Below are 12282 nucleotides of genomic sequence, written 5' to 3' on the forward strand. Positions count from 1 at the left end.
CTTCATTTAACTTTTAGAGTAAATAATTATAAGCAGAAATGAACTATAAAATCTTCACGTTCCTTGGAATTTCGTTCTTATTGAACCAGGTTCTAATAGCACAGTCGAAACATAACATACAAACCAACTACCCTTCGTATAAGGGTCTCGTAATGGCTGGTTACCAGGGCTGGTTCCGTGCCCAGGGAGATGGTTCACAAACTAAAAATTTTGCTTATGGTAATGAGCAAAAATCGGGGATCGATATGTGGCCTGATTTGTCTGAATATGAAAAGACGTATGAAACTACATGGAAACTTTCCGATGGCAAAAATGCAAGATTTTTCAGCTCCCTTGATAAAAGCACTGTTGATCTGCATTTCAAATGGATGAAAGACTATGATGTTGATGGAGTGTTTATGCAAAGGTTTTTTAATAATGCAAAGAGGCAGGATCGCGAGTCAGCTTCGATTCTGCGGAATGCTTTTGCCGCTGCCTCGGCCAACAATCGCGCTATTGGAATTATGTATGACCTGTCTGGCCTGAAAGGCTCCGGCGAAGACTGTTCTGTGATAATTGAAGACTGGAAATATCTGGTGGACAGTTTAAGGGTCACCAACCAGGATGGTAATAAAACTTATATCCATCACAATGGAAAGCCTTTGGTCACTATCTGGGGTATAGGCTTTCCTGACCGGCCATACAATATCAGGAAAATAGGATTGGAAAAACTTATCGACTTTCTGAAAAATGATCCCGTCTACGGTGGTTGTTCAATTATGCTTGGCGTTCCGGCATTCTGGAGAACGTTAAACGCAGATTGCATTAGCGACCCATATCTGCATGACATTATAAAGTCAGCCGATATCGTTCTTCCCTGGAACGTGCAACGTTATTCTCCATTGCTACATAACGATATGGACAGATTGCGCGATAATATACTGGAAGATCTGAAATGGTGCAGACAAAACCAGGTTGATTATGTTCCTTGTATTAGTCCTGGTTTCAGTTGGCATAACCTGAGCAGGTACGAATTTCCTGACGATGTAAAACCTGTTGGCTCAATACCCAGGCAGGGTGGACGCTTTTATTGGCAACAAATTACTACGGCTTTGAATGCAGGTGCATCGATGTTATACGTGGCCATGTTTGATGAAGTGAATGAAGCAACTGCTATCTTTAAAACCACTGATACACCACCTGTAAGTAAGGTAACATCATTCATAACGATGGACGGTAAACCCTCGGATCACTATTTATGGCTGACCGGTGAAGCGGCAAAAATGTTACGAAACAAGAAACCGATAACGATGAAAATGCCGGAACGATGAATACTCTCTATCAATCAATGCGCTGCAATTGCAAATATTCAGACTGCAAAATTTCATAAAAGAACCAGCCGCATCATCAGTAAAAAGTAAATGGGTCCTTCCGCGCGTGGAAGGACCCATCTGTATGGTTGGATATAAAGATGAAAGAGGGTTGGCGCTTTTCTATGGATTTCCAGGCAGACAGCTTAACCGACGGTATTCCAGGAGGCCCACTGGAACAAACCTTTGGAAGCATCATACTAAATGAAGCAGGCTATAAAAGAACTAGGAATCAAGTCACCTGTTATTGGTAAACAAATACTTTGGGACCGGGTTGCGGATACAAGTTATTATCTTAATGTAGTTGGTGTAGCAAGGGATTTTAATTTCACTTCTTTGAGAAATACCATAAAACCATTTGGTTTTATGGTAAGTCCGCGAGCAAACGGAACCATGATTGTTAAACTCTCCGGAAAAAATATAACCACAACTTTGTCTGCAATCCAACAGAAATGGAAGGCCTGCTGGGCCTTGCGACCTTCGCCGCTCAACAACGCGTAAAGGAAATCGGGATCCGTAAAGTTCTGGGTGCATCTGTTGCAGGTGTGGTTGCTCTGCTTTCCAAAGACTTTCTCAAGCTCGTTTTTATTTCGTTCGTGATTGCGTTACCGGTTGGCTGGTACGCTGTAACGAAGTGGCTGCAGGATTTCGCTTACCGGGTTGAAGTGAAATGGTGGGTGTTCCCCGTAGCAGCAATCCTTGCTATCCTGGTTGCGGTTCTTACCATTTCGTTTCAAACTATAAAAGCCGCTTTAGCCAATCCTGTCAAAAATTTACGGACCGAGTAATTACATCTCAACTCCATATTTACTCAAGGAGGTCACAAAATGATTAACCATCTCTACCGGGGGCGGTCCCTGCAGCATTGGCTTCGCAAACCCACCCGGCGCCGGTTCGCTGTTATCCCAGAACCATTTGTCCAGCCTGGCAGTTAACCCGACTACAAAGTCAGTTTAACTTACTATATTTACAAAATCAATATTTATGAAACGGGATATTTTATGGATGAATATGTAAATACCGGTGTTTATCTGCGTATACTTTGGGATGAACTGCGTTATAATATGGAACTTCAACTAAACAAAAAAGGCTACCATGACGTGACGCCTTCACATGGATGGGTATTGCATAATATCAAAGATACAGGGAGCCGGGTTACCAAATTAGCGACGATGGCGAAGATCACGAAACAAAGTATGAGTGCACTGGCCTGGCAGATGGAAGAAGCCGGGTATATTAAACGAAAGCCAGACCCATCTGACAAAAGAGCTTCACTTTTGGTGCTTACCAGCAAAGGAAAAAAGATGAAAGAGTTAGGGCAGACAATCAACCGGGAATTTGAAGAACAGTGGCAGAAAAAATTGGGTGATAAAGATTATCACACATTAAGATTACTGTTACAAAAGCTTTCAGAAAACAATGTTTGACGAAATATAAATCCATTTTATGTTTAACAATGTTGTATTGGATGTTTTCATGGGTTTGATCTTTATTTACCTGCTTTATAGTTTATTAGCCAGCATCGTTCAGGAATTTATAGCAGGTCGCCTGAACCTGCGGGCAAGAATGTTGCAGAAAGCCATCAGGCGGATGTTGGAGGATCATGCATCTCCCACCGGTAATGCATTTCAGCGTTCCACTTTCTATAATTATTTTTTTGAACTCGTTGAAAACATAAGGCGGTTTTTTAAACCATTCCGTGATAATGAATTATTTGCCAGAAAATTTTACAATCAGCCTGGCATAAAATACCTGGGTGAGGACAAAGCGTTTAGCAAACCGGCATATCTGCGTCCACAAAATTTTTCATTCACCATTATCCGGTTGTTACGTGGACCCGATTATGATGGAAGTACTCAAAACGAAGCGGAGTTAATCAAAAATACACTTGACAAAAACACGCTTAATATAACAGCTGAAACGCTGTACCAGTTCCGGAGTTTATTCGCTGACGCAAGGCAGGATGTGTCTGAATTCAGGAACCGGCTTGATGAATGGTTTGATGAAACTATGCAGCGGACCAATGGTTGGTACAAGCAACAAACCCAGACTATATTACTTTTTATAGGTTTTTTTATTGCAGTTATATTTAATGTTGATACTGTTGCGATAACAAAAATACTTTCGAAAGATAAAAAAGTAAGAGAACAGATTGTTCAGCTTGCTTTTAACAATAAGATCAATCCTGATTCAGTTTATTTGATGCTGGCAGAGGACGCTTCTTCTACTCAACATCTTTTTGGTTTAGAACATTCCAACAGCCGGATTTACCAGGCTAACCCTGCTTTGAAGACTGGAGGCTGGATTATCACGGCATTGGCTATTTCCCTTGGAGCACCTTTCTGGTTTGATCTCTTAAATAAAGTAACACAGGTCCGTAGTTCAGGGTCCAGGGTTCCGACCGGTAAATTATCGTCCCATCAGCTACGAACAAACACTGAACCCGGGGACAACAGTAAAGAGGAAAGTCCGTGACTAATTTGAATTTCTATGCCCCGATCAATTGTCGCCAGATACCAGATATAACGATCGATAGACTCACGATCAGGTGTTATTTCTAAGCTGCATGAAGTTTTTCGTTCGATTAAGGTGTGCCTTCCACCACATCATCATTATTTTCACTGCCCAGACTATAGTAGTCATTTTCTTCGTCACCCTGTTCCAGTGCATCTCGTTTAGGATTGTTCGGTTTTTCTTCCGGCATATCAAGATCTTCGCCCGTTGAAGACATATCAGTTGCTGCTTCGTTCAGGGGCTCTCCATCGAAATCAGTATCATCGAGCCCGGCTTTAGCAGACATTTCATCATCTCCGTCATCCATATCCTGGTCCTTGTCGCCAAGAATAAGCAAATCCTCATTGGTGACATCAGCTTCAGTGCCCATAACAATTCCAAGATCGTCCTGATCCTCCAGTCCCTTTTCTCCCATAGTTACAACTTCACCCGGGGCAGTTTGCTTAGATTGATCAGCGGCCCCCACATCAGATTCGTTTAGCAACTCTTTGTTTCTTTTCCCTTCAGTTGTCTCACTGTTAACGGTATAGTTATCATCCTGCCCTAATCTTTGAGTATTGATTGTAGCACCGGTTGAATCTTTACTGTTGCCATCATTTATTATCGTATTTAGATCTTCTCCGTCGTTTGCAATATTCTCTTTCTCTACTTTATTCTCTTTCTCTGCCTTTTTTTCCTCGTTCGCTACTTTTTTATTCTCTTTCTCTCCTTTGTCGTTTTTACCCGCATCCTTCTTTTTTCCTTCGTTTTTCATAATTGATCTTTGATTAACAGCATAAAAAATTATGCCGGCCATAATGCACCAGCACTCATGTGCCGAACCATGTGCCGAACCTTGTTTGGCAAATCATTGTGAGCAGGAATGGAACCACGTAGTCGATTATTTCCCCTTAAGATATTCCTCCACCTTCATCCTGTCATTACCAACGGCCGCAATAGCTGCCTTAACTTCTTCCCTGCTTTTGCCGAGTTTTTCTTCCAGGTAGGAAAGTTCATAATTCTCGGTTGTGGAAACTTTGGCACGATCACGTTGATCTTTTATATTTTTATTGTCTGACATGGCTTAAGTTTTTTTATCGAACAAAAAGATCATGCCAGTTCCCACAGTTGCTTTTAAAAATGATTTCATATGCATTAGATTTTGGCAGCGTCCCTGCACGCGCGTCCTGCCGCTTCAAGATTTGCAATCATCATTTCAGAATATTTGCGGGAAAGGATCACGCCATCCGCACCACCTTTGAAAGCGGCAAGTGTAGCGTCATATGTATCCTGCGGCGAAGCCTTACGGCTATTTTTTCCCGTTGGAATGTTTACGTCTATTCCGGGTAAAATAAAGCTTTTGCCTTTCACTCCAGCTTTAGCTCTTTGAGTTTCGCGCATCACATAATCGGCGCTCAGCCCCATCTTTGGCAATTCTTCCATTGAAGCTTCATTGGCATAATTCAGCAGGTGATTGTTCATTTTCATCAACGCTTCTGGCGGCACATCGCGAAAAACAGTGGAAGAAATATTACGGATGAAATTGCGATACCTTTCGCCTCCGCAATTGTTATAGACCACAACCTTCAGAAAATCTGCCATAGTACCCAGATCGTCATAACTCCGGGCCGCACGGTACAAAGGATTAAACGAATTGGTGTGTTCGATGTGAAATCCTACCTGCAGATGGTTGCGTACTCCCTTTGTGGCTTTGTAAACATCTTTAAGAACCTGGTGTTTCCCCATATCAAACAACTGATTGTACGCCATGATTTCAGGGTATTCCAGTAAGAGCCGGCTGAACGCTACATAATAGCCATCGCCCGGTCTTTTTTCATTTAATGAATCCTGAACGTATTGATTCAATTTATTGTAACCCTCCTTGGCTCGTTTGAAGTCGATACCAGCGGTTTCCGCGGCCTTCTGATGATGTTCGCAGAAACAGGTTACTTTGGCAGAATCAATTCCCTGGGCATGACTAACTCCAATAGCATTCAGCAAAGGACCGTTGCGTTCGTTAAAAAGCAAAATACCGTCAATGTTATATGAAGAACAAAGATCAGTAACAACTGCTTTCCAGAATTCACGTACATCGGGCTGAAAAAAACACATGGCTCCGCCTTTTCGGCCCTGGAGATCAACTTCTGCAAAGTCTTTAAAAAAAGGCACATCGGCAGGATAATTGAAGCCATCCTGTACTGAACAAAACACTTTCATTCCCCTTTTCTTCGCAGCTGGCAATACTTCCGCAACCAGATCACGATCCCCAAAATCCGGGGCACGTAATTGTTCTCCCTTGATTTTAGTGTTCTTGTAATATTTCGCATGTGGGATAGCGTTATTGCCTCCATGAAAGGGTTTTTCTTTTGATTCCGGTTGGCCGTGATCAGGAATAGAATCGCCTGCAACCTGTCTTCCCGTGATTCCCCGGTCATAAGAAAATGTACTGAGATAGATTGTATTTACTGCACCTTTTTCCTGTAGGATGTCAAGCACTTTATCTATGCCTTCATCATAAAATGAATCTGCACCTATTTGTATACCGATAGTTTTCGCCATTATTATTGTATTAATGTTGAAGTATTCAATGTTAACATTGAAATACAAGGATTAAGCTTTTGAACCTTCTTTGATTGCCCTTCCGGCCGCATCAATATCTGCCAGATCCATCTCCGAGTATTTGCGGGAAAGGATCACTCCGTGGGAACCTGCTTTGTAAGCAGCCGCAGTTGCTGCATAAGCATCTTCAGGGGATCCCTTACGGCTGGTGGCTTTTGTTGGAATTCCAATATCAATACCGGGAAGAATCTTGCATTTCCCCTTCACACCGACGATTGCCCTTTGAGTTTCCCGAAAAACATAGTCTGCAGACAAACCCGCTGTCGGTAATTGTTCTATGGTAGCTTCATTACCATAATTCAGTAAGTGATTATTGAAGCGCATCAATTCTTCCATTGGAACGTCGCGGAAAATAGTCGACTGAATGTTTCGTATGAAATTGGCATATCTTTCACCACCGCAGTTATTATAAGCGACCACTTTCAGAAAATCAGCCTTGGCGGCAAGGTCTCCATAACTTCGGCTTGCCCGGAAGAAAGGATTAAATGAATTTACATGGTCAACATGGAAACCAACCTGCAGGTCCTTATTGACGGCTTTAACAGCAGCAAACACTTCTTCGAGCACCTGGTGTTTAGCCAAATCAAATAACTTATCCCAGGCAACGATTTCGGGATAATTTAATAGCAGGCGATTGAATTCAACATAGTATCCATCGCTTGGGCGTTCGCCTTTAATAGAAGATTTGACAAACTGATCAAGTTTGATATAACCTTCTTTTGCACGTTGAAAGTTGATGCCAAGTTTTTTTGCTTCGCGCTGATGATGTTGGCAAAAGCAAGTTGATTTGGTAGAATCGATCGTTTGGAAATGACTCGCACCTAAGGCGTTTAAAAGCGGACCATTGCGTTCATTGAAGAAAAGCACCCCGTCTATGTCATAAGACTTGCTGATATCAGTTGCCAGGCTCGTCCAGAAAGCACGTACATCCGGATGAAAGAGGCAAAGGGTATTGGACCGGCGTCCCAATAGGTCAACTTCAGTACAATCTATAATACCCGGTACATCTGAACGCCATTGGTCCTCAATAGAAGCAAATACTTTCATACCCCTTTTCTTTGCAGCTGGTATTACGGATGCCAGTATATCAAAATTGCCATGTTCAGTAGCACGGACCTCTTTTAGCTTTGTATTTTTATAAAATTCAGGATGAACCGTTGCATAGTTACCACCATGGAAGGTTTTGCTATCTGATTCCTGTGAACCATGGTCCGGAAACTTTTCACCTGGTAACTGTCTGCCTGCAAGGCCACGACCGTATGTAAAGACAGTAAGAAATAAAGTATTAACTCCTCCGCGTTTCTGAACAATATCCAATACCTGGTCTACTCCTTCATCAACAAATGAAACAGCCCCTATCTGGATACCATGCATCATATCGCCCACAGCTACCTTATCAGGGACAAAAGCGCTGAGGGGTGAAATCCCAACAAAAGGAGCTGCAGCAGCAAAGGCACCTAGCTTTGCTGTTTTTTTTATGAAATCGCGTCTTGAATTTTCCTCATCATTTGCTGGTCTCATTGATTCTTCGAAATTCCTCATCGGTTTGAATTTATAAGTTAATAGAATAATATACGCAATTAGATTCCTTATCGCTGTTTATCATATCCCGGGTTTTGAGGTAGCATAAGGAACACATCAGCATAACGGATCACTTTCCAATTCGCTTTGCTTGTTGCCGGGTTTAGCGGAAGAGCAATATAAAAATTTTACCGTTCTTGCGTTAAATTATAATCATGGCGAAGTCAAAGGACATCAACACTCCCGAACAGGTAACAGCATTTATCAAAAAACTTGAACCTGGATTAGCAGAAGTTGTTCAGGCTGTTCGCGAGGTCATATTGAGTGTCGATCCTTCAATAGGAGAACAGATCAAATGGAACTCTCCCAGCTTTTTTTATACCGGAGAGATGAAAGCCTTCGATCCAAAAGATTACAAAAGTGACCTGGTGGTGGTGAACGTTCATCGTGGCAATGCCTTACTGGTTTTCCCAACAGGAGCTATCATCAAAGACAAAAGCGGTGTGCTGGAAGGTGATTACAAAGATGGCCGCAGGGTGGTTAATATCAAAGACATAAAGGACCTGGCTGACAAAAAAAAATCTTTACAATTAGTTATACGCGAATGGTTGAAAATGATTGAATAAAAAGGTTAGAAGCTCGCAGACATAATAATTCGCTTAAATGGATAAAACACCGGAGACTGGCTGAAATGCCGTTTTAAACGCATCTTAAATTCAGCCACAAACGCGATCGCGGCATCATCATTCAATCTTTCCAGATATGGTATCAATGTAGTTCCGGAAACCCAATCATACAAATCATCTGAATCGTTAACAACTACGGGGTAAATTTTTTCGAACACCTGTATGTTTTGCCCTCCATTCCGAAACAGGATCTCACCATATTCACCTGGATCCAGTACTGGTGATCTGCGATTCCAGTTTTGCAATGCATCACAATAAGGCTTGGTGTCCGCAAGTTCAACCAGTATTCTATTGGTAATATTGTGGTATTGGGCTGGCATTTGTATTAAAAGCTGACCACCAGGTTTTAACCGCGAGATCATAATTGACATCAGGCTACGATGATCTGCTATCCATTGTATAGCCGCATGTGAAAATATAAGATCCCATTTCTTGTTATCCTTCAGCTGATCCTCAATACCACCTTGACGGAATGATAATTTATCATGTTTATACCTGGAAGATTCCAGCAGCATTTCTGCCGATGAGTCGACACCCAGAACCGTTTTTGGTTCAGGCAAATATTCTGCAAGTTTTAGGGTTAAGTCGCCCATCCCGCAACCGAGGTCAATAACATCCATTGATGGTCTCAGTTCAATTAATTGAACACAATCATAAAAAGGCCGCATGCGTTCAGACCTGAAATTATTATAAGTTCCGGGATTCCATTTCATAAATAAATTTGTTAAGAGAACACTCGATACATTTTATCAACTCATCAAGGGTCTTATTCAATGATTCATTATACTTTAAAAATAATGATTAACTTAATAGTAGCGTTCTTCTGAAATTCTGAAGCCCTTTCTTGCACGATACCAACCAATCAAAACCTGGAAAATGCCTAACCAAATATTGTATACTCTAATCGTCATCGTCCTATTTGTTATTCTGGTGAAGTTGGTGACAATATTTATCTACAAAGACAAAGAAAAAAGCAAATCAAAGAATTTAATGAGCATTGCCATAGTTGATAGCCATAAACTTTTCAGAAAAGCTATCAGCATGGCTTTATCAAGGCAGGGTTTTCAAATCCTCTTCGAAGCCTCAGACGGAAAGGAAGTAATTGACCTTTTAAAAAGTAATGTCAACCCTGATATTGCTTTGGTCTCAACTCATATTGGAGGGATGAATGCGATAGAAACCGTGAGACTGTTGCAGGAATTTAACCCGGAAATTAAGATCCTGGTTCTATATATGGATCCCCTCCATGAACGTCCGGAAAAAATGATTGAGGCTGGTGCCCATGGTTGTATAGCTAAAACAGCCGATCCTGAAGAAATAAGAATTGCCATTCTTGAAATTCTGAACAAAGGAATTTACAGACAACAAAGAAAATACGCTTACCGGGCCCTCAATAGTTTTTGAAAAACTTAAAACGGAACAGCCTTATCCCTCAAATCCTTTAAATTAATTCAAATGAAAATCACCAACCACCTACTGTTTGACAACATGAACAGACAGGTTGACTTTCATCTTACCCCAAATAAAGGCGGTAAAATTACGCCCGAATACCTGGTTATTCACTACACAGCTGCCACACAGGAAAAAGGTTCAATAAGCTGGTTCCTTAACAAAGAAGCTAAGGCTTCTGCACATTTGCTGATCGACCGGGATGGTTCGATCACACAGTTCGCACCGTTTAATGTGATGACATGGCATGCAGGACAAAGTGAATGGAATGGACTGAATGGCCTTAATAAATTCTCTGTTGGCATCGAATTGGTGAATGGTGGCAGACTTGTGAGATCGGGTGCAGCCTGGATCTGCGCGGTTGACAAAAAAGCTGTTATTGATTCCGATGTCGTATTGGCCACACATAAAAATGAGACAACAGAATCAGCCTGGCATGCATATACCGAGGTTCAGATGCAGGTAGCCGCACAAGTTTCGGCAGCCCTGGTAAAAACATATTCACTGAGAGATGTGCTAGGGCATGAAGATATCGCTCCTCATCGCAAATCCGATCCTGGCCCTGCATTTCCGATGGGAAGTTTCCGGTCGAAAGTGTTTGGAAGAAAGGATGATCTTTTAAAGGCCCATATAACCAGGGTAGCCGTTAACATCAGGGCGGGGGCAGGAACTCAATTTCTGACTGTAACTGATGTGCTGCCTCCCAATACCAGGGTCAGGGTATTGAAGCGCAATGGCAACTGGAGCTTCGTCGAGGCGCTCGAAACCGTTCACGGCCTTAACGACCTGGAAGGCTGGATCATGAGCAAATTCTTATTGGAAGAATAGGTTTTCGATAAATGATGTAAATTCCAATCCAACAAAACATATTCATTAGCGATGGCAAATACAATGGGACGAACCCAGGTTGAAACGATCGATAACTATATCGCTGGCTTTCCTGAAGATGTTCAGAAGCTATTAAAACAGATGAGAGAAATAATAAGCAAGGCTGCTCCAAAAGCGGAAGAAGCAATTAAGTATGCTATGCCAACCTTTACTCTTCATGGAAACCTTGTGCACTTCGCCGGTTATAAAAATCATATTGGATTTTATCCGGCACCATCCGGTATTGAATCTTTCAAAGAGGAACTTTCACAATATAAGAATTCAAAGGGTGCGGTTCAATTTCCACTTGACAAACCACTTCCCGTTGCATTGATTACAAAAATCGTAAAGTTTCGTGTTAAAGAAAGTATAGCAGCTGCTGAATTGAAAACACTAAGAAAAGCTAAACGTTAATTGTATTGACAATAACCTCATGAAAGCAAAACGTCAATTGTATTAACCATAACCAGTACCAGGTTACCAGTACTATTTCGGATAACCATAACAGTGATCAGGCATTGAGATAAGCGTTCGGAACATTAGATGGTTTGTAATCTATTCCATAAGCGTGTTTCATAAGTTCATTGACAACGGCATAAATATTTTCTTCTTTTCTCTGAAACTGGCGAAGCAGCCCCATCATTGCATAACTGATAGGATTCACAGCCGGAATAAAAGTTTCCCATTGATGCCCTTTACCCCAAATAAGGCCTTTTACGGTTGTGAAAAGTTCAGCACCATTTGATAATAGTAAACGCATCATATCGATGCATTTGTTTCCATTTTGATTTACCGTATGAAAGATAGGAGTGTGGCCACCAAAACCATTTTCATCTTCACCTGCTTTTTCATTAACCCCTGCACCGTTTTTCAATAACAATTCAGCACAAGCAACATGATTATACTCTGCACAAATATGCAGCAGGGTTGAATCGAATAGCGGGGTGAACGCACAGTCTAAATTATACCGTCGGGAAACTACCCCGCTATCAGCTGCTAATTGTTGTGCCAGTGCCTCAGCATTATTTGCCAAAACCGCCAGCAGTGTTTTGTCTTCAAACTCCAAACCATAATCGATAAATACCTGGATACACTGACTGAATGAAGGTCCCCGGCTGTATTCATTTATCATTTCATAAATAAGCGGCTTACCATTATAAACATCATTCGGACTTACCCCCTCATCAAAGCAAGCCCTGATTCCTTCCACAGAATGAATCTCGATTTCACCCACCATTTTATTTAAACCAAACGTCAAGAGAGATATGAATTATGAGTTATGAATTATGAAACTTAGT

15 protein-coding genes are annotated in these 12282 nt (G+C 41.6%); 9 read left to right on the forward strand and 6 right to left on the reverse strand.

Going from position 1 to position 12282, the window contains the following annotated elements; all coding sequences use genetic code 11:
* Positions 1 to 38 precede the first annotated feature (38 nt).
* The 5 genes from VK664_RS13575 to VK664_RS13595 all read left to right on the forward strand — a co-directional run bounded on the left by VK664_RS13575 (position 39) and on the right by VK664_RS13595 (position 3824).
* Positions 39 to 1310: a glycoside hydrolase family 71/99-like protein gene (locus VK664_RS13575; RefSeq protein WP_461399214.1), complete on the forward strand. Its 1272-nt coding sequence runs from the start codon at positions 39 to 41 to the stop codon at positions 1308 to 1310.
* A 243-nt stretch (positions 1311 to 1553) separates the two neighbouring features.
* Positions 1554 to 1850 carry a hypothetical protein gene (locus tag VK664_RS13580; RefSeq protein WP_461399215.1) on the forward strand — a complete coding sequence of 99 codons (297 nt, stop codon included), beginning with the start codon at positions 1554 to 1556 and terminating at the stop codon, positions 1848 to 1850.
* The gene (locus VK664_RS13585) at positions 1802 to 2137 is read left to right on the forward strand and encodes an ABC transporter permease (protein WP_461399217.1); all 336 of its coding nucleotides are present in this window, start codon (positions 1802 to 1804) and stop codon (positions 2135 to 2137) included. Before VK664_RS13580 ends, VK664_RS13585 begins: the two co-directional genes overlap by 49 nt.
* 213 nt (positions 2138 to 2350) lie before the next feature.
* Positions 2351 to 2776, forward strand: coding sequence for a MarR family winged helix-turn-helix transcriptional regulator (locus VK664_RS13590; protein ID WP_461399218.1), 426 nt, complete (start codon positions 2351 to 2353; stop codon positions 2774 to 2776).
* A 19-nt stretch (positions 2777 to 2795) separates the two neighbouring features.
* A complete protein-coding gene (locus tag VK664_RS13595; protein WP_461399219.1) occupies positions 2796 to 3824 on the forward strand; it encodes a hypothetical protein in 1029 nt (342 codons plus the stop codon).
* A gap of 109 nt (positions 3825 to 3933) precedes the next feature.
* Here VK664_RS13595 and VK664_RS13600 read toward each other — a convergent pair whose 3' ends face one another.
* From VK664_RS13600 to VK664_RS13615, 4 genes are all read right to left on the reverse strand, one after another.
* Positions 3934 to 4617 (reverse strand): hypothetical protein, encoded by a 684-nt coding sequence (locus VK664_RS13600; RefSeq protein WP_461399220.1) that lies wholly within the window; start codon positions 4615 to 4617, stop codon positions 3934 to 3936.
* A gap of 126 nt (positions 4618 to 4743) precedes the next feature.
* Positions 4744 to 4923, reverse strand: a complete 180-nt coding sequence (locus tag VK664_RS13605; RefSeq protein ID WP_461399221.1) for a DUF3606 domain-containing protein — start codon at positions 4921 to 4923, stop codon at positions 4744 to 4746.
* A 74-nt stretch (positions 4924 to 4997) separates the two neighbouring features.
* Entirely contained in the window at positions 4998 to 6401 is a 1404-nt protein-coding gene (locus VK664_RS13610) for a hypothetical protein (RefSeq protein ID WP_461399222.1), read from the reverse strand.
* A 51-nt stretch (positions 6402 to 6452) separates the two neighbouring features.
* Complete coding sequence (locus tag VK664_RS13615) at positions 6453 to 8003, reverse strand: hypothetical protein (RefSeq protein WP_461399223.1); 1551 nt, start codon at positions 8001 to 8003, stop codon at positions 6453 to 6455.
* 194 nt (positions 8004 to 8197) lie between these two features.
* Here VK664_RS13615 and VK664_RS13620 point away from each other — a divergent pair, with 194 nt between their 5' ends.
* The gene (locus VK664_RS13620; RefSeq protein WP_461399224.1) at positions 8198 to 8608 is read left to right on the forward strand and encodes a DUF1801 domain-containing protein; all 411 of its coding nucleotides are present in this window, start codon (positions 8198 to 8200) and stop codon (positions 8606 to 8608) included.
* A 5-nt stretch (positions 8609 to 8613) separates the two neighbouring features.
* Here the strand turns inward: VK664_RS13620 and VK664_RS13625 are convergent, their stop codons facing one another.
* The gene (locus VK664_RS13625; RefSeq protein ID WP_461399225.1) at positions 8614 to 9381 is read right to left on the reverse strand and encodes a methyltransferase domain-containing protein; all 768 of its coding nucleotides are present in this window, start codon (positions 9379 to 9381) and stop codon (positions 8614 to 8616) included.
* A 163-nt stretch (positions 9382 to 9544) separates the two neighbouring features.
* Here VK664_RS13625 and VK664_RS13630 point away from each other — a divergent pair, with 163 nt between their 5' ends.
* Genes VK664_RS13630 through VK664_RS13640 form a run of 3 tightly spaced genes read left to right on the forward strand, consistent with a single transcriptional unit; the run spans position 9545 to position 11398 of the window.
* A complete protein-coding gene (locus VK664_RS13630; protein WP_461399226.1) occupies positions 9545 to 10072 on the forward strand; it encodes a response regulator in 528 nt (175 codons plus the stop codon).
* Between the two features lie 51 nt (positions 10073 to 10123).
* On the forward strand, positions 10124 to 10945 hold the full coding sequence (locus VK664_RS13635; RefSeq protein ID WP_461399227.1) for an N-acetylmuramoyl-L-alanine amidase: 822 nt from the start codon (positions 10124 to 10126) through the stop codon (positions 10943 to 10945).
* A 51-nt stretch (positions 10946 to 10996) separates the two neighbouring features.
* On the forward strand, positions 10997 to 11398 hold the full coding sequence (locus VK664_RS13640) for an iron chaperone (RefSeq protein ID WP_461399228.1): 402 nt from the start codon (positions 10997 to 10999) through the stop codon (positions 11396 to 11398).
* Between the two features lie 97 nt (positions 11399 to 11495).
* Here VK664_RS13640 and VK664_RS13645 read toward each other — a convergent pair whose 3' ends face one another.
* Complete coding sequence (locus VK664_RS13645) at positions 11496 to 12242, reverse strand: ankyrin repeat domain-containing protein (RefSeq protein WP_461399229.1); 747 nt, start codon at positions 12240 to 12242, stop codon at positions 11496 to 11498.
* Between the last annotated feature and the right edge of the window lie 40 nt (positions 12243 to 12282).

Origin of the sequence: Flavitalea sp. (assembly GCF_035489435.1) — a bacterium.
Taxonomy (GTDB): domain Bacteria; phylum Bacteroidota; class Bacteroidia; order Chitinophagales; family Chitinophagaceae; genus DATHKG01.